The 16,374-nt window shown below is 67.7% G+C and carries 16 protein-coding genes; 13 read left to right on the top strand and 3 right to left on the bottom strand.

What is annotated here, in order from left to right:
• The first annotated feature begins 3 nt into the window (after positions 1 to 3).
• The 3 genes from ASE96_RS15910 to ASE96_RS15900 are packed head-to-tail and all read left to right on the top strand — an operon-like array spanning position 4 to position 2,148.
• Complete coding sequence (locus ASE96_RS15910) at positions 4 to 765, top strand: CoA transferase subunit B (RefSeq protein ID WP_056432573.1); 762 nt, start codon at positions 4 to 6, stop codon at positions 763 to 765.
• Positions 762 to 1,310, top strand: a complete 549-nt coding sequence (locus ASE96_RS15905; protein ID WP_056432570.1) for a MaoC family dehydratase — start codon at positions 762 to 764, stop codon at positions 1,308 to 1,310. Before ASE96_RS15910 ends, ASE96_RS15905 begins: the two co-directional genes overlap by 4 nt.
• Positions 1,311 to 1,314: 4 nt before the next feature.
• Positions 1,315 to 2,148, top strand: coding sequence for an HpcH/HpaI aldolase/citrate lyase family protein (locus tag ASE96_RS15900; RefSeq protein ID WP_056432568.1), 834 nt, complete (start codon positions 1,315 to 1,317; stop codon positions 2,146 to 2,148).
• Positions 2,149 to 2,571: 423 nt separating this feature from the next.
• Here the strand turns inward: ASE96_RS15900 and ASE96_RS15895 are convergent, their stop codons facing one another.
• On the bottom strand, positions 2,572 to 3,306 hold the full coding sequence (locus ASE96_RS15895; protein ID WP_056432565.1) for a response regulator: 735 nt from the start codon (positions 3,304 to 3,306) through the stop codon (positions 2,572 to 2,574).
• The gene (locus ASE96_RS15890; RefSeq protein WP_056432563.1) at positions 3,303 to 4,883 is read right to left on the bottom strand and encodes an ATP-binding protein; all 1,581 of its coding nucleotides are present in this window, start codon (positions 4,881 to 4,883) and stop codon (positions 3,303 to 3,305) included. Before ASE96_RS15890 ends, ASE96_RS15895 begins: the two co-directional genes overlap by 4 nt.
• Before the next feature lie 172 nt (positions 4,884 to 5,055).
• Here ASE96_RS15890 and ASE96_RS15885 point away from each other — a divergent pair, with 172 nt between their 5' ends.
• The 3 genes from ASE96_RS15885 to ASE96_RS15875 are packed head-to-tail and all read left to right on the top strand — an operon-like array spanning position 5,056 to position 8,133.
• Positions 5,056 to 6,084, top strand: coding sequence for a Bug family tripartite tricarboxylate transporter substrate binding protein (locus ASE96_RS15885; protein WP_056432560.1), 1,029 nt, complete (start codon positions 5,056 to 5,058; stop codon positions 6,082 to 6,084).
• Between the two features lie 2 nt (positions 6,085 to 6,086).
• Positions 6,087 to 6,608 (top strand): tripartite tricarboxylate transporter TctB family protein, encoded by a 522-nt coding sequence (locus tag ASE96_RS15880; protein ID WP_056432558.1) that lies wholly within the window; start codon positions 6,087 to 6,089, stop codon positions 6,606 to 6,608.
• Positions 6,601 to 8,133, top strand: coding sequence for a tripartite tricarboxylate transporter permease (locus ASE96_RS15875; protein WP_056432555.1), 1,533 nt, complete (start codon positions 6,601 to 6,603; stop codon positions 8,131 to 8,133). Before ASE96_RS15880 ends, ASE96_RS15875 begins: the two co-directional genes overlap by 8 nt.
• An 88-nt stretch (positions 8,134 to 8,221) precedes the next feature.
• Here the strand turns inward: ASE96_RS15875 and ASE96_RS15870 are convergent, their stop codons facing one another.
• Positions 8,222 to 9,721, bottom strand: coding sequence for a lipase maturation factor family protein (locus tag ASE96_RS15870; RefSeq protein WP_056432858.1), 1,500 nt, complete (start codon positions 9,719 to 9,721; stop codon positions 8,222 to 8,224).
• 144 nt (positions 9,722 to 9,865) lie between these two features.
• On the opposite strand from ASE96_RS15870, the gene dxr reads away from it, so the two are divergent.
• The 7 genes from dxr to ASE96_RS15835 all read left to right on the top strand — a co-directional run bounded on the left by dxr (position 9,866) and on the right by ASE96_RS15835 (position 16,315).
• Entirely contained in the window at positions 9,866 to 11,050 is a 1,185-nt protein-coding gene (dxr, locus tag ASE96_RS15865; RefSeq protein ID WP_056432552.1) for a 1-deoxy-D-xylulose-5-phosphate reductoisomerase, read from the top strand.
• A gap of 33 nt (positions 11,051 to 11,083) precedes the next feature.
• Entirely contained in the window at positions 11,084 to 12,415 is a 1,332-nt protein-coding gene (locus ASE96_RS15860) for a M50 family metallopeptidase (protein WP_056432550.1), read from the top strand.
• A gap of 249 nt (positions 12,416 to 12,664) precedes the next feature.
• A complete protein-coding gene (locus ASE96_RS15855; protein WP_326952668.1) occupies positions 12,665 to 13,453 on the top strand; it encodes a MarR family transcriptional regulator in 789 nt (262 codons plus the stop codon).
• A complete protein-coding gene (locus ASE96_RS15850) occupies positions 13,429 to 13,914 on the top strand; it encodes a hypothetical protein (protein WP_056432547.1) in 486 nt (161 codons plus the stop codon). The genes ASE96_RS15855 and ASE96_RS15850 overlap by 25 nt, the downstream gene beginning before the upstream one ends.
• A 52-nt stretch (positions 13,915 to 13,966) precedes the next feature.
• A complete protein-coding gene (locus tag ASE96_RS15845; protein WP_056432544.1) occupies positions 13,967 to 14,260 on the top strand; it encodes a YciI family protein in 294 nt (97 codons plus the stop codon).
• Between the two features lie 38 nt (positions 14,261 to 14,298).
• Complete coding sequence (ispG, locus tag ASE96_RS15840) at positions 14,299 to 15,465, top strand: flavodoxin-dependent (E)-4-hydroxy-3-methylbut-2-enyl-diphosphate synthase (protein ID WP_056432543.1); 1,167 nt, start codon at positions 14,299 to 14,301, stop codon at positions 15,463 to 15,465.
• Entirely contained in the window at positions 15,428 to 16,315 is an 888-nt protein-coding gene (locus tag ASE96_RS15835) for a GNAT family N-acetyltransferase (protein ID WP_056432854.1), read from the top strand. Before ispG ends, ASE96_RS15835 begins: the two co-directional genes overlap by 38 nt.
• Positions 16,316 to 16,374 lie beyond the last annotated feature (59 nt).

Raw genomic sequence — 16,374 nt, 5'->3', positions numbered from 1 at the left:
GCCATGGAATCCAACAGCCTGCCCGGGGCGCCGCCCCGTCCCGAGGCGATCCGCCACGAATACCGGCCCGCCGCCGTCGAACACCCCGCCGGTGTGGAGAGCAAGGGCTGGACGCGGAACGAACTGGCCGCGCGGGTGGCGCAGGAGCTGCACAACGGGCAGTACGTCAACCTCGGCATCGGCATGCCCACGCTGATTCCCAACTACATCCCCGCGGGCGTCGAAGTGGTGCTGCACTCCGAAAACGGGATTCTCGGCGTCGGGCCGTATCCGGCGGAAGACGCCGTGGATCCGGACCTGATCAATGCAGGCAAGGAAACCGTCACGGTCAACAAGGGGGCTGCGTTCTTCGACTCCGCCGCCTCCTTCGGGATGATCCGCGGCGGGCATGTGGATGTCGCTGTGCTCGGCGCGATGGAAGTGGCCCGGAACGGCGACCTGGCCAACTGGATGATCCCCGGCAAGATGGTCAAAGGCATGGGCGGCGCCATGGACCTGGTGTTCGGCGCCAAGAAGGTGATCGTGATGATGGAGCACGTGGACCGGAACGGCCGGCCCAAGATCGTGGAACAGTGCACGCTGCCCCTGACCGGTAAGGCCTGCGTGGACCGGATCATCACGGACCTCGCGGTGATCGACGTCGTGGCTGAAGGCGGACAGTCCCGGCTGGTGTTGCGCGAACTCGCCCCCAACGTAACGGCCGAGGACGTGGCAACGGCCACCGGCGCCGAACTCTTCGAGGAAGACCAGGAACTGACGGTATGACAACTGATTCCCAGCACACGGCTGAACGCCGCGTCGCAGAGCCCCGGGTCATTGAACAGCGCGGACTCTACTTCGACGAGCTTGAGGAGGACGTGGTCTACGCGCACCGGCCCGGCCGGACTGTGACGGAGGCGGACAACGTCCTCTTCACCACCATGACCATGAACACCCAGGCGCTGCACCTCGACGCCGCGTGGAGCGCCGAGCAGCCCTTCGGCCAGCGCCTGATGAACTCCATGTTCACCCTGGCCACGGTGGTGGGACAGTCCGTCCCGCAGCTGACCCAGGGCACCATCATCGCGCAGCTGGGGCTCACGGACGTGTCCTTCCCGCACCCGATGTACCACGGCGACACTTTGTACACGGAGACCGTAGTGACCGGGAAACGGCTGTCCTCCTCCCGGCCCGGCCAGGGGATCGTGACCATGAAGCACACCGGCCGCAACCAGCACGGCGACGTCGTGGCGCTCGCCACCCGCAGCTGCCTGATGTGGACACGGGAAGCCCACTCCCAAGCCCAGACCCCGCACAAAAGGGCAGAATAGATCCATGAGCTTCCTGATGGGCCCCGCCCTGCTGTTCTGCCCCGCCGACCGCCCCGAGCGGTACCAGAAGGCCGCCGAGCGCGCCGACGCCGTGATCGTGGACCTCGAGGACGCCGTCGCGCCGGCGGACAAGCAGCGGGCCCGCGGCGCGATCCTCGCCCAGCTCGGCGCCACCGGGGACGTCCCCGAGCTGGACCCGAGCCGCACGATCGTCCGGATCAACCCGGCCGGCACGGAGGAGTTCGAGAAGGACCTGCATTGCCTCAAACACACCCCCTACCGGCACATCATGCTGGCCAAGACCGAAAGTGCCGCCCAGCTCAAGGAGCTTGAGGGCTACAGCGTCATCGCGCTCTGCGAAACGGCGCTGGGGGTGGTCAACGCCGCCGCCATCGCGGCCGAACCCAATGTGGTCGGGCTGATGTGGGGCGCCGAGGATCTGCTCGCCTCCCTCGGCGGCACGTCCAGCAGGACGGACGACGGCGCCTACCGGGCGGTCGCTCTGCATGCCCGCTCCACCGTGCTGCTGGCCGCGCGCGCGTTCGGCAAGGAAGCCGTCGATTCGGTCTACGTCAACATCCCGGACCTTGAGGGCCTCGCCGTCGAAGCCCGCGACGCCGTCGCCTCAGGATTTGGCTCCAAGGCCTGCATCCACCCGAACCAGGTGGCCGTTGTCCGCGGGGTCTACGCGCCGTCCGAAGCCGACATCGCAGCGGCCACCGAACTCCTGGCCGCCGCCGCCGCGGCAGGCTCGGGTGTGTTCCAGTACAACGGCAAGATGATCGACGGGCCCATCCTCAAACACGCCGAATCCACCCTCCGCCGCGCCGGGCACTAGCCGCGGGAGTTTCCCGCCTTCGGTTTACTGGCCGGGCGTGTGGCTGGACGGTGCCTCGGTAGGAGGCGCCTTACGGCGTGGACTTCGTTGATTCGCCACGAATGGCCGCTATGGCGGGTTCTATAGCGGCCATTTGCGTCATATGGGTGCACGGTGGCGGCCATTTGCGTCGAATAGGTGCTCCCCGGCGCAAACCTGCGTGGTGTTTCGCCGCGACCAATGGACATGCTCCGTGTCGCTCGCGAATGCGGGACATGCCCCGGGTCGCTCGGTCGTGGACTTCGTTGATTCGCCACGAATGGCCGCTATGGCGGGTGGTTTAGCGGCCATTTGCGTCGAATGGGTGCTCCCGGCGCAAACCTGCGTGGTGTTTCGCCGCGACCAATGGACATGCTCTGCGAAGCATTTATAAGCCGGGCATGCTCAGCGTTTCCACAGATACCGGTTCTCCGGCCGCCCGGCCGCACCGTAGCGGGGCGTAAGTCGTGCGAAGCCGTGGATGACCAGGTACTCGAGGTAGCGCCGGGCGCTGACCCTCGACAGTCCGAGCTGAAGGGCCATCCCGGCTGCCGAGACGTCCTCGGGGCTTGACTTGAGCGCCTCGATGACGGCGTCCAGGGTCGGCCGTGACAGGCCCTTCGGCAACCTCACCGCCGGGACTGCCGCCGGCACCGCCCCCGGCCCGGCAGCCGAATCCGCGGCTGAGGCCCGGCGGCTCGGCGCGACGAGACGGTCGATGCTGTCCTGGTCCAGCGGCCCGGCAGCCCCGCCCGCGGCAAGTTCCCGGCGAAGAAGCAGGTACTCGTCGAGCCGCTCGTTCAATGCCTGGGACGTGAAGGGCTTGACCAGATAGTGCAGCACTCCGCCGGCCATGGCGCCGCGCACCGTGTCGAGCTCCCTCGACGCTGTAATGACCAGGACGTCCAGGGGCTGCTGGCGGCCACGGAGCTGCTGCAGCACGTCCAGGCCGGACATGTCCGGAAGGTGGATGTCCAGCAGGACCAGTTCCGGCTGCAGCTCCGCCGCCAAGTCGAGGCCCTGCTGCCCGGTGTGGGCCAGGCTGACGACGTCGAAGCCGCCGCGGGCCAGCAGGAACCCGTGGTGGATCCCGGCCACTGCCACGTCATCGTCAATGATGAGGGTGCGAATGGAGCTCATAGTTTTTGCAGTTCCGCCTCTTTTGTCCGGAGTACCACCGTAAAGCAGGCTCCGCCCAGCGCGGACGGCGACACAGACGCCGCGCCGCCCCGGCGCCGGGCCACCCGCTGGACAAGGGCCAGGCCGAAGCCCCGGCTGTTGATTCCCTCGGCCTGCTTGGTGGTGACGCCGGCCTCGAAGACGGCGGCCCGCTGCCGCTCGGGGACGCCGGGCCCGTCGTCCTCGACCATGATGGTGCGTTCGCCGTCGGCAGTTTCCTCCAGCCGGACCGCGACAGTGCTGTCGTAGCCCGCGGCATCCACTGCATTGTCGATCAGGTTCCCCAGGACCGTGATGACGTCGCTGGTCCTGTCCGGCGTGCACACTGAATCCGGGCTCACCAGGATTTCCACGCCGCGCTCGGCGCAGACCGTGGACTTGGCTATCAGCAGTGCCCGGACGTCGTGATCGGTGACTCCTGCGGCCAGCGGACGGTTGACGAAGGCGGCGTCGCTGTGGCTGCGGCCGAGGTATTCCACGGCCTTGGCCTGCTCGCCGAGCTCCAGGAGACCCGAGATCACGTGCAGTTTGTTGGCGAATTCGTGGGCCTGGGCCCGCAGCGCCTGGGTCACGTCCAGGGCACCGTCGCGGTCGCGGAGGATCGTGTGGAGTTCGGTCCGGTCGCGAAGAATGAGGACCTTGCCCACTTCACGGCCGTCCACCGTGGCGTCGTTGACCTTGCCCAGGAGGATCCGCTCGCCGGAGAGCACCAGTTCTTCGGTGGCTGAGCCGGCGGCTAGCAGCGCGCGGATCCCGGGTTCCAGGCATTCGCTGGCCGGCTTTCCGGTGATTTCCTCGCCAACGCCCAGCAGACGGCGGGCCTCGTCGTTGACCAGCGCCACCTTCCCCTCGGCATCGACGGCGACGAGCCCCTCGCCCAGGCCGTGGAGCATCGCGTCGCGGGTCTCCAGCAGGGCCGCGATGTCCTCCGGCTCCAGCTTGTAGATCCGGCGCCAGACGAGTTTGGAAATGTACATCGCCCCCAGCGACCCGAGGAGTGCCGCCCCGAGGAGCCAGCCGAACAGCTGCGGCAGATCCTCGTAGAGGTCCTCGGCCAGGGTACTTTCCAGCACACCGACCGAGGCCGAGCCGATCACGGTCCCGGCGGCGTCGAAGATGGGAACCTTGACCCGCCACGACTCACCCAGCGTCCCTGTCTGGGTGCCGACGTAGATCTCGCCGGAGAGGGGCACCGACGGATCGGTGGACACGGGCCGGCCGATTTCCGCCGGGTGCGGGTGGGACTGGCGGACGCCGTCGCGGTCCGTCACCACCACATAGGTGACATTCGAGGCCTGCCGGATGACTTCGGCGATGGGCTGGATGGTCTGCGCCGGCCGCGGCGTGCCGAGGGCATCCACCACGGAGGGCAGCCGGGCCACACTTTCCGCCACTCCGATCAGCCGGCCTTTATACGCGTCCCGGAGCTGTTGTTCCTGCATCCGGATGGTCACGGCCCCTACTGCCGTCAGGACGGCCAGCACAATGCCGAGCTGCAGCGCCACCAGTTGGAAGCGTAAGGGAATCCTGTGAACCATGTCACAAGTTTCCCATCCGGCCGCGGCCTCTCGGCCCAAACCGGGGCTTCGGGCCGTGACCAATATGACCACTACTACCTCTATGGCCAAATTCTGGCCCCCACCCCGGGCCGCTCCTAGTCTCTGGGAAGTGATTCCGATGACGTGCATCACATTTCTACTAGGAGAAACCATGACCTCCCACTCCAATTTCACCCGGCCCAACTTCACCCGCCGGGCCGCCCTCGCGGCCGGGGCAGCCGGCGTCGTCCTCGCCCTGTCGGCCTGTGCAGGCGGCGCAAGCGGCGCGTCCGGCCAGAACGCTGCCGGGGACCAGATCAAGAAGCTGAGCATCATCGTTCCGGCCAATCCGGGCGGCGGCTGGGACCAGACGGGCCGTGCCATGCAGCAGGACCTGCAGTCCAACAAACTGGTCACCTCCGCCCAGGTCAGCAACATCGGCGGCGGCGGCGGCACGAACGGCCTCGCCAAGCTGGCCACCGAGAAGGACGTCAACACGCTCATGGTGATGGGCTACGTCATGGTGGGCGCCGTGGAAACCAACGCCGCCAAGACCCGGCTGGAGGACACCACACCCATTGCGCGCCTGACCGAGGAGCCGCTGGTTCTGGTGGTCCCGGCCTCGTCCAAATACCAGTCCGTCAAGGACCTCGTGGATGACATCAAGGCCAACGGCAAGGGCGTGGCGATCACCGGCGGCTCAGCCGGCGGAGCGGACCACATCCTGGCCGGCCAGATCCTCAAGTCCCAGGGCGTCGAATCCGACAAGCTGAACTACATCGGCTACTCCGGCGGCGGCGAATCGATCGCCGCGCTGCTCGGCAACAAGGTCCAGGCCGGCATCTCCGGCGTGGGGGAGTACGCCGAGCAGGTCAAGGCCGGCAAGGTGCGGGCGCTCGCCGTATCCGGCACGTCCGAGGCGCCGGCCCTGCCGGGCGTCAAGCCCCTGAAAGACCAGGGAGTCGACGTCGTGCTGACCAACTGGCGCGGGGTGGTGGCGCCCGGTTCCATCGATGACGCGCAGAAGGCGAAGCTGACCGAGGTAGTCACCAAGCTGCACGGCACCGAAGCCTGGAAGGCCACCCTGGCCAAGAACAACTGGGCCGACGCCTTCCTCGCCGGCGACGAGTTCAAGACCTTCCTCACGGAGGACATCGCCAAGGTCAAGACCACGCTGACTGAGATCGGCCTGGTCAAGTAACAATGTCCGTCCAAGTCAGCACCCCCGCCAGGCGGCCCACGGGGGAGATCCTCTTCGCCCTGGTGTTCGTCAGCGTGGGCGTGGCGGGTCTCCTGGCGGCGGGGTCCATCCCGATCCCGCCGTCGGAGACCGGCATCGGCCCGCGGGCCTTCCCGTACATCGTGTGCAGCATGCTGGTCATCGTTGGCGCCGGAATCGTCGCCCAGGTGTTCCGTGGCAAGGTGGGCCAGGCCGAGGAAAGCGAAGACCTCGACGCCACCGCCAAAACCGACTGGATGGCCCTCGCGAAACTCGTGGGCTTCGTGGTGCTCCACATCTTCCTGATCGAACCGGCGGGCTGGCCCGTTGCCGCCGCCGTGCTGTTCAGCGGGGCGGCGTGGTCGCTTGAGGCCAAGCCGCTCTGGAAAGCGGTCATCATTTCCGTGGTGCTGGCGCTCGTTCTCCAGTACGTCTTCGGCGGGCTGCTGGGCGTATCCCTGCCGCCGGGCCCGCTGCTTGAGGGGGTGCCGTTCTTCAATGGATAGCTTCATGATGCTCCTTGAGGGCTTCTCGACGGCGCTGCAGCCGGTCTACCTGCTGTATGCCCTGGGCGGCGTCTTCGTCGGCACCGCCGTCGGCGTGCTGCCCGGCATCGGTCCGGCGATGACCGTCGCTCTGCTGATGCCCATCACCTACGCGCTGGATCCCGCGGCCGCCCTGATCGTGTTCGCCGGCATCTACTACGGCGGCATGTACGGCGGCTCCACCACCTCCATCCTGCTCAACACGCCGGGCGAGTCGTCCTCGATCGTCACCGCGCTCGAGGGCAACAAGATGGCCAAAGCGGGCCGGGGCGCGGCGGCACTGGCGACGGCGGCGATCGGTTCGTTCGTCGCCGGCACCATCGCGACGGTGCTGCTGTCCTTCCTGGCGCCGGTGGTCGCGGAACTGGCCGTCGGCCTGGGACCCGTGGACTATGTGGCGCTTATGGTCGTGGCATTCCTCACCGTCGGTGCCCTGCTGGGCGCCTCCGTGCTGCGCGGCCTCGCGTCGCTGGCCCTGGGGCTGTTCATCGGGATGATCGGCATCGATGACAGCACCGCGCAGCAGCGCTTCACCTTCGACAACCCCACCCTGGTGGACGGCATCGACATGGTCCTCGTGGCAGTGGGGCTCTTCGCCCTCGGTGAGGCCCTGTACGTGGCCTCGAAACTGCGGCACGGGCCGGTCGAGGTCATCCCGGTCAGCAAGGGCAAGAACGCCTGGCTGTCGAAGGAGGACTGGAAGCGGTCCTGGAAGCCGTGGCTCCGGGGCACCTTCATCGGGTTCCCGATCGGCACGGTGCCGGCCGGCGGCGCCGACGTCTCCACATTCCTGTCCTACGCCGCGGAGCGGAAACTGGCCAAGGGCAGCAACAAGGCACAGTTCGGCAAGGGTGCCATCGAGGGTGTGGCCGGTCCGGAAGCGGCGAACAACGCCGCGGCCGCGGGCGTCCTGGTCCCGCTGCTGACGCTCGGGATCCCGACGACGGCGACGGCAGCCATGATGCTGACGGCGTTCCAGCGCTACCAGATCCAGCCCGGGCCCCTGCTCTTCGAAAACCAGGGCGCGCTGGTGTGGACCCTGATCGCCTCCCTGTATGTCGGAAACCTGATGCTGCTGGTGCTGAACCTGCCCCTCGTGGGCCTGTGGGTGAAGATCCTGCAGATCCCGCGGCCCTACCTGTACGCGGGAATCCTGGTCTTCGCGGCACTGGGCGCGTTCTCGGTGAACTTTGCGGCGGTCGACGTCGGGATCCTGCTGGTGGTGGGCATACTGGGCTACTTCATGCGCCGCTACGGCTATCCCGTGGCGCCCATGGTGGTGGCGATGATCCTCGGGCCGATGTTCGAAGTTCAGCTGCGGCGCTCACTGCAGCTGTCGCAGAACGATCCCGTGGCCCTGTTCTCTTCGCCGTTCGCGGTGATCGTGTATGTCTCCATGGCCCTGATCTTCGTGGGCTCGTGGTGGCTTCGCCGCCGTCAGGCCTCGCTGGAGGCCGCGCCGGTGAAAGAGGAGTTGTCCGTCTAGGCAGGACGCAGTGATTCGACACAGATGGCCGGAATGGTGACCACCATTCCGGCCATCTGTGTCGAATGGGACTCAGTCCTCCGGCGGCTCAGTCCTCCGGAGGCAGGGACAGCGGCGGGATGGACTCGTGCAGCGGAATCCGGATCCAGCGCTGGCCCGTGGTGCGGAACTCCGCCCGGGTGGCGAAACGGTACAGGTAGCTGCGGGCACGCACCCAGCGGGGCCGGGCGCCGTCGAACGGGTCATGGCGCAACAGGCGCAGCGTGGGGCGGTCGGCCTCCAGGAGCCTGGCCAGGAACGCGTAGAACCACTCCTCGTGCACGGTGCGCAGCGGCAGGAACCACATCAGCCAGTCGAGGCGCAGGTGATAGGGCGCCCACTGGCGCGGGATACGGCGGACGTCACCGGGTTTGCCGCGGAAGCCGTATTCCCGCCAGTCCGCAGTTTCGTCGGGCTCCGCTGAGAGGGTTCCTTCCACCGCGATTTCGATCCGCTGCTTGGTCACCGAACCGAAGGCGCCGTAGGTGTTCCCGAGCTGCCAGCGGTTGAAACTGGCGTTCATCAGCTGGTAGTGGGAGAACAGGTTCTCGATGGGCCGGTAGCTGAGCACTACGAGGAACACGGTGGCGACCAGCACCACCACGAGCCACGCGACCGGCGCCTGGCTGCCCGCCGCAGCCGCAGCCGCAGCCGCCCCGGTATCCGCGGTGTTGCCTGCCGCAGCAGTGTGCCAGTCGAGCGGGATGGCCGGGACCAGGGCATGCGCCACTGGGTCGCTGACCGCGGCGAAAGCGAGCAGGATCGCCATCCAGTTGAGCCAGGCGAAGTTCCCGCTCGCCACCAGCCAGAGCTGCGTGAAGATGATGATTCCCGCGGCCACGCTGGCCAGCGGCTGCGGGGCGAACAGGAAGAACGGCACCACCAGCTGGGCGAAATGGTTGCCGAGGACCTCCAGCCGGTGCCACGTCTTGGGCAGCAGATGCGCCTGCCGGCTGAGCGGCCCGGGCATGGGCTGGGTCTCGTGGTGGTAGTACAGGGCTGTCAGGTCACGCCATTCCCGGCCGCCGCGGATCTTGATCATGCCTGCGCCAAACTCGAGGCGGAACACCAGCCAGGCCAGCAGGATCAGGATGGTCCGCGGCGGAGGAGTCTGGTCGGAGCCGAGGAAGGCCACAATGAACCCGGCCTCCAGCAACAGCATCTCCCAGCCGAAGCCGTAGAAGGTTTGCCCCACATTGACGATCGACATGTACAGCAGCCACAGCGCCAGGAACGCCAGCATGGGAACCCATGGCGGGCCAAGCTGCGGCAGGCCCAGGACCAGCGTGGCGGCAATCGCCATCCCGGCCCGGCACACCGTGCGCAACAGCCGGTCCGAGTACCGCCAGCTGAACAGGGTGGGCCGGCGCAGGCGGCCGGAGCGGGCCACGAAATCCGGCACCGGCAACAGTCCGCGCTCGCCGAGAAGGGCCGGGAACTGGTTATGCGAGGACAGGAAGGCGACCAGGAACAGGGCGGCGACGCCGCGCTGCAGAACCTGCCGGGCGAACTCGTACTCCGGCGCGTCGAACCAGGCGGTCCATTCCACGAATCCCACGTTACGCCAGCGGTCCGCGGCGTCAACACGGGCGGCGAGGTGGCACTTCGCGGCAGTGTTTCGCGCCGACACTGCCGCGACATGCCCACTCGACGGGCAAACCCGGGCACCGGGCGCGTGCGGGATACTTGAATCATGCAGCCGCGCAAGATCGTCCTCCTCGGGTCCACCGGTTCCATCGGCACGCAGGCGATTGACGTCGTCGACGGCGCCCCGCACCTCTTCGAGGTTGTGGCGCTCAGCGCTGGCGGCGGCAACCTCGACCTCCTGGCCCGGCAGGCCGTCCACACCCGGGCCCGGGCCGTCGGCGTCGCGTCCGGAGACGCGGACGCCCTCAAAGCACGGATCGACGACGCCGCCGGCGCGGCCGGCGTGACCGGCTACCGGCCCGAGATCATCACCGGGCCGGACGCCTCCACCCGGATCGCCGAGATCGAAGCCGACGTGGTGCTCAACGGCATCACCGGCTCGATCGGCCTGGCGCCCACCCTGGCCGCGCTCAAATCCGGTGCCACCCTGGCCCTGGCCAACAAGGAATCCCTGATTGTCGGCGGCGCGCTGGTCAAGGCCGCGGCCCGCGAAGGCCAGATCGTCCCGGTCGACTCGGAACACTCGGCCATCGCCCAGTGCCTGCGCTCCGGTTCCGCGGCCGAGGTGGACCGGCTCATCCTCACCGCGTCCGGGGGTCCCTTCCGCGGCAAGACCCGCGAGGAGCTGCACGATGTCTCCCCGCAGGATGCCCTGGCCCACCCCACCTGGGACATGGGGCTCATGGTCACCACCAATTCCGCCAGCCTGGTCAACAAGGGCCTGGAAGTGATTGAGGCGCACCTGCTCTTCGACATCCCGCTGGACCGGATCGACGTCGTGGTCCACCCGCAGTCCGTGGTCCACTCGATGGTCCAGTTCATCGACGGCTCCACTATTGCTCAGGCCTCACCCCCGGATATGCGCCTGCCCATCGCCCTGGGCCTCGGCTGGCCGGACCGTGTGCCGCAGGCGGCCCGGCCGTGCGACTGGAGCAAAGCCACCAGCTGGACTTTCGAGCCGCTGGACACCACGGCGTTCCCCGCCGTCGGACTGGCGAAGGACGCCGCCCGGCAGGGGAGCACCTTCCCGGCGGTCTTCAACGCCGCTAACGAGGAAGCCGTGATGGCGTTCCATGCCGGCCGGATCCGGTTCACCGACATCGTCGATACCATCGAAGCAGTCCTCAGCGAACACACAGGATCCTCCGGGCTGACGGTGGAGTCCGTGCTGGATGCTGAAAGATGGGCACGCGCCCGCACCCACGAACGTTTAGCCGTCAGAAGCGTCTAGTTTGCCAGTTTTTAGGAAGCAGCAGATTCAAGCATGAGCCCCGTCCTCCTCTTTATCCTCGGTGTCGTCTTTGTGGCGATCGGCATCGCCGTGTCCATTGCCCTCCACGAGGTGGGCCACCTGCTGCCGGCGAAGCTGTTCAAGGTCCGGGTCACCAAATACATGATCGGCTTCGGACCCACGCTCTGGTCCCGCAAGAAGGGCGAGACCGAATACGGTTTCAAGGCCATTCCGCTGGGCGGCTTCGTCTCCATGATCGGCATGTACCCGCCGAACAAGGACGACGGCACGGTGCGCCCCTCCAGCACCGGCATGTTCCAGTCCCTCGCCTCGGACGCCCGCTCGCTGGCCCACGAGGAAGTCGGCCCCGCCGACGGGGACCGCGTCTTCTACAAGCTGCCGGTCTGGAAGAAGATCGTTGTGATGCTCGGCGGGCCGGCCATGAACATGCTGATCGGGCTCGCGCTGACGGCCGTGCTGCTGATGGGCTTCGGCACCGCCACACAGACCACCACCATCGCCGACGTCTCCAAATGCCAGGTCGCGGCCGGCGAAACCGTGGACCCGGACTCCGCCGACTGCAAGCTCACGCCGGCCGCCGCCGCGGGACTGTTGCCCAACGACGTCATCACCTCCTTCGACGGCAAGGCCGTCACCAGCTGGGGAGAACTCACCGGCTGGATCCGCGCGTCCGCGGACAAACAGGTCAGCATCACGGTGGAGCGCGACGGCGTCCCGGTCACCACCACCGTCACGCCGGTCCTCTCCGCGCGTCCCGTGGTGGGCGAGGACGGACGCCAGGCCAAGAACGACGACGGCACCCTGCAGTACCAGGACGTCGGCTTCCTGGGCATCGGCGCGCAGACCGCCCTCGTGCCGCAGCCGGCGTCGACGGTACTGCCCATGGCGGGGGAGAACATCAAGCAGATCACCGGCGTCGTCCTGAACCTGCCGGCCCGGGTGGCCGGCGTGGCGCAGGCGGCCTTCAGTGAGGAGCCGCGCGACCCCAACGGGCCCATCAGCGTGGTGGGTGTAGGGCGGGTGGCCGGCGAGGTCGCCGCGATGGAGCAGGTGCCCATGCAGTCCCGGGTGGCTACCCTGGTGGGGCTCCTGGCCGGCCTCAACTTCGCCCTGGCCGTCTTCAACCTCATTCCGCTGCTGCCGCTCGACGGCGGCCACGTGGCCGGCGCGCTGTACGAAGGGGCCCGCCGCCGGATCGCCAAGCTCTTCGGCCGCCCGGACCCCGGCGCCTTCGATATTGCCAAGCTGCTCCCGGTGACCTATGTGGTGGCGGTGCTGCTGATGGGCATGGGCGCCCTGCTGATCTACGCGGACATCGTCAAGCCCGTCAACCTCTTCGGCTGACCCGGCAGGTTCCGGCATTCCCTGCGGTCCGGGGGCACTTTGCTGTGGTCCGCCGTCGAAGTGAACGATGGCGCCCGGCGTGTTTGTGTCAAAGTGCCCCCGGGCGGTCGCCGGAGACGTTCGTAGGTGCGGGCGCCCCGCCGGCGAACCGGATCACGATGATTTACTAACATCAGCCTAATTTGGCTGATTATTAGAAATCAGTTGAAAGTGATTGATTATCGAACATCAGCCCTTTAGGGTGGGGCTATGTACGTGATGACCATCGACCAGCGCGGCAGCAGCGCCGACGTGGACCGTGTGCCGGGCCTCCTGGCGGAGCTGGCCGGGCTGTCCACGGCCGGGCGCTTCGAGCGCTCAGTGGGCGACGAGGTGCAGGGCGTCGTGGAGCGTCCGGACGAAGTCGTCGACATTGCCCTGCACGCCCTGAGAAGCGGACGCTGGTACGTGGGAATCGGGGTGGGCGCGGTGGACCTGCCGCTGCCTGCCAGCCCCAGGGAGGGATCCGGGCCGGCTTTCGTGGCGGCGCGGGTGGCCGTCGAGAATGCCAAATCCGGATCCGCCCATGTGCCGCTGGCCGTTGTCTCCGGAGGGCTGCGCAGGGGAGCGGGCGCTCCGTCGCCCGCAGGATCCGCCGGCGCCCGCGCCTGCGCCAATGCCGAGGCAGTGCTGCGGCTGATCGGGCGGCTCGTCCAGGACCGGTCTGCCGCCCAGTGGAAAGTCGTGGATGTGCTGCGCTCGGTGCAGCACGATCACTCCGGCACACACGGCACGCAGAAAATCGCCGCCCGGGAACTGGGAATTACCGAACAATCGGTGAGCCGTGCGCTGCTGCGCTCCGGCTGGCAGGAAGAATGGGCAGCGAGGCCGGCGGCGGAAATGCTGCTGTCCTTCGCCCATGGAGCAATCACCGGCACCGGCGACGCCGGCGGGCAGCCTGCGGGCCAGGCCCGGGACGCGGGCGTGGCCCAGCAACCGGATTCCCGCCCCCGGGACAGTACAGAAGGAGACCGGTGGACGCCCTCTGGATCACGCTGACCCTGCTCACAGCCGGCTTCGCCGGCTGGCCCGTGACCGCGCTGGTCTTCCGGCTCGCCCGCACCATCGACGACAGGGCCGACGCCGGCGCCGCGGACCCGGCCAATGACCCCGCGGCGGATGTCACCGTTGACCCCTCGACCGCCGGCACCCCCACTTCCGGCTCCACTTCCGGCTCCGCCAGTCCCGGCGCAGGCTCCGCGGCCGTCTCGGTCAACAGCGTCAGGATCCTGCGCGGCGGCGCGATCATCGGTGTGCTGGAGCGGCTGGCAGTCTGCCTCGCGATTCTGGCCGGCGAGCCGGTCGCCATCGCCTACGTGGTTGCCATCAAGGGCCTGGGCCGCTTTGCCGAGCTGAAGGAGACGCCGGTTGCCGCGGAGCGGTTCATTATCGGCACCCTCACTTCCCTGCTGTGGGCTGCCGGCGTCGCAGCCCTGGCCAAAGTGCTCTTCCTGGGCTGACGCGGCGGCCGCCCGGATGGGTACCTGCCCGGCGGGGCGATAGTGTATCCGTATGACTGTTTTTGCTGTTGAGTACGTCTACGACGCCGAATCCTCCGAAGCCCGCGACGCCACCCGCCCCGCGCATCGCGAATGGACCGCAGGACTTGCCCAGGAGGGAACGCTGCTCGCCAGCGGCCCCTACGGCGACGGCGCCGGTGCCCTGCTCATCTTCAAGGCCGCCGACGAACAGGCCCTGAATGAGGTCCTGAAGCAGGATCCCTTCGCCTCCGCCGGTGCCATCTCCGGTACCCGCACCATGGTCTGGGCACCCGTGACCGGCCTCCTTGCCGGCCACGCCGCCTGACCAACCCCGCCAGACCTACTTCGATACAAGGAGTCCATGTGACCTCGGTCAGCCTGGGAATGCCTGCAGCACCGCCCCCCGTCCTTGCGCCGCGCCGCAAAACCCGCCAGATCAAGGTGGGCTCGGTGGGCGTCGGTTCCGATTCGCCCATCAGCGTGCAGTCGATGACCACCACGCCCACCACGGACATCAACGCCACTCTGCAGCAGATCGCCGAGCTTACGGCCTCCGGCTGCGACATTGTGCGCGTCGCCTGCCCGTCCGCGGACGACGCCGAGGCGCTGCCGATCATCGCCAAGAAGTCCCAGATCCCGGTGATCGCGGACATCCACTTCCAGCCGAAGTACGTCTTTGCCGCCATAGAGGCAGGCTGTGCCGCGGTCCGGGTGAACCCCGGCAACATCCGCAAGTTCGATGACCAGGTCAAGGAAATCGCGCGCGCTGCGAAGGATCACGGCACCTCGATCCGGATCGGTATCAACGCCGGATCCCTCGAGCCTGGCATCCTGAAGAAGTACGGCAAGGCCACACCGGAGGCCCTCGTGGAATCCGCCGTATGGGAAGCCTCGCTGTTCGAAGAGCATGGCTTCAACGACTTCAAGATCTCGGTCAAGCACAACGATCCGGTCATTATGGTTGCCGCATACGAGATGCTCGCCGAACAGGGCGACTGGCCGTTGCACCTCGGCGTCACGGAGGCCGGTCCCGCGTTCCAGGGCACCATCAAGTCGGCCACGGCCTTCGGTGCGCTGCTCTCCCGCGGCATCGGTGACACCATCCGTGTGTCCCTTTCCGCGCCGCCGGTGGAGGAAATCAAGGTCGGCAACCAGATCCTGCAGTCGCTCAACCTGCGCCCGCGCAAGCTCGAGATCGTCTCCTGCCCGTCCTGCGGCCGCGCCCAGGTGGATGTGTACACGCTCGCCGAGCAGGTGACGGCCGGGCTGGAAGGCATGGAGATCCCGCTGCGGGTTGCCGTGATGGGCTGCGTCGTGAACGGACCCGGCGAAGCCCGCGAAGCAGATCTGGGCGTCGCGTCTGGCAACGGCAAGGGCCAGATCTTTGTGAAGGGCGAGGTCATCAAGACTGTCCCCGAAAGCCAGATTGTTGAGACACTGATCGAAGAGGCCATGCGTATCGCCGAAGAGATGGGGGAGGCCGATGGCGAAGATGCTGTCAAGGGTAGCCCCGTGGTTAGCGTCTCGTAAGGACGGCGCCGGTACCGGCGTCGCCGTCCGGACCCTGGGGGGATCGGACACGTCCCAGCTGCGGGACCTGGCCCGGCAAGACGCCGTCGCCAATGTCTTTATCCTGTCCCACCTGGAGACAGCCGGTTCGGCGGCTCCCACCGCCGGCGGCGCCAGCATCCTTGGCGTGTTCGACGGCGGCACGCTCCTGGGAGCCTGCTGGGCCGGTGCCAATCTGGTGCCGGTGCAGCTGGACCCGGAGCTGGCCGTCGCGGTGTCGCTGGCGGCGCACCGCTCGGGCCGCCGGTACGCCTCCATCTTCGGCCCGGCCGACTCGGTGCTTGCCCTGTACGCGGGGCTGGAACAGTTCGGCCAGACGGCCCATGAGATCCGCGAGGACCAGCCGCTGCTGACGATCACCGGGCCGCCCGACGTGGCTCCGGATCCGCAGCTGGGCTTTGGCCAGCTGGCCGACTTCGACAAGATCCTGCCTGCGTGCGCGGCGATGTTCGAAGAGGAGGTGGGTTATTCCCCGTACCTGGGCGGCCGGGAGTACTACAGCCGCCGGGTGAAGGGCCTTATCCGTGAGGGGCATTCGCTGGTCCACCTCGACGCAGCCGGCGAGGTGGTCTTCAAAGCGGAACTCGGAGCAGTCACCCCGGAGGTGACGCAGGTCCAGGGTGTGTGGATGAACCCCGCCCTCCGCGGACAGGGCCTCAGCGCCGGATACATGGCCGCCGTCGTGGTCCAGGCGCAAAGCCGGGCACCGGTGACCAGCCTTTATGTGAACAGCTTCAACACTCGTGCGAGGGCCACCTACGACCGGGTGGGCTTCCGCCAGGTAGGCACGTTCGCCACCGTACTCTTCTGACGTCGGACGTTTCTGACCCCGTACTTTTCTGACCTCAAATCTTTCCTGACCAGCACGGA

The organism is Arthrobacter sp. Leaf69 (assembly GCF_001422645.1).
Classification (GTDB): domain Bacteria; phylum Actinomycetota; class Actinomycetes; order Actinomycetales; family Micrococcaceae; genus Arthrobacter.
The sequence above is the reverse complement of the archived record's forward strand: the minus strand, read 5'-3'. Positions and strand labels throughout refer to the sequence as shown.

Excerpts from the sequence above, each read along its gene's own strand:
- ASE96_RS15890 (WP_056432563.1), bottom strand. The coding sequence starts at position 4,883 with ATGGTTCACAGGATTCCCTTACGCTTCCAACTGGTGGCGCTGCAGCTC.
- ASE96_RS15895 (WP_056432565.1), bottom strand. The coding sequence starts at position 3,306 with ATGAGCTCCATTCGCACCCTCATCATTGACGATGACGTGGCAGTGGCC.
- ASE96_RS15855 (WP_326952668.1), top strand. The coding sequence starts at position 12,665 with ATGTACGTGATGACCATCGACCAGCGCGGCAGCAGCGCCGACGTGGAC.
- ASE96_RS15835 (WP_056432854.1), top strand. The coding sequence starts at position 15,428 with ATGCTGTCAAGGGTAGCCCCGTGGTTAGCGTCTCGTAAGGACGGCGCC.
- ASE96_RS15860 (WP_056432550.1), top strand. The coding sequence starts at position 11,084 with ATGAGCCCCGTCCTCCTCTTTATCCTCGGTGTCGTCTTTGTGGCGATC.
- ASE96_RS15910 (WP_056432573.1), top strand. The coding sequence starts at position 4 with ATGGAATCCAACAGCCTGCCCGGGGCGCCGCCCCGTCCCGAGGCGATC.
- ASE96_RS15875 (WP_056432555.1), top strand. The coding sequence starts at position 6,601 with ATGGATAGCTTCATGATGCTCCTTGAGGGCTTCTCGACGGCGCTGCAG.
- ASE96_RS15905 (WP_056432570.1), top strand. The coding sequence starts at position 762 with ATGACAACTGATTCCCAGCACACGGCTGAACGCCGCGTCGCAGAGCCC.
- ASE96_RS15885 (WP_056432560.1), top strand. The coding sequence starts at position 5,056 with ATGACCTCCCACTCCAATTTCACCCGGCCCAACTTCACCCGCCGGGCC.
- ASE96_RS15900 (WP_056432568.1), top strand. The coding sequence starts at position 1,315 with ATGAGCTTCCTGATGGGCCCCGCCCTGCTGTTCTGCCCCGCCGACCGC.
- ASE96_RS15880 (WP_056432558.1), top strand. The coding sequence starts at position 6,087 with ATGTCCGTCCAAGTCAGCACCCCCGCCAGGCGGCCCACGGGGGAGATC.
- ASE96_RS15845 (WP_056432544.1), top strand. The coding sequence starts at position 13,967 with ATGACTGTTTTTGCTGTTGAGTACGTCTACGACGCCGAATCCTCCGAA.
- dxr (WP_056432552.1), top strand. The coding sequence starts at position 9,866 with ATGCAGCCGCGCAAGATCGTCCTCCTCGGGTCCACCGGTTCCATCGGC.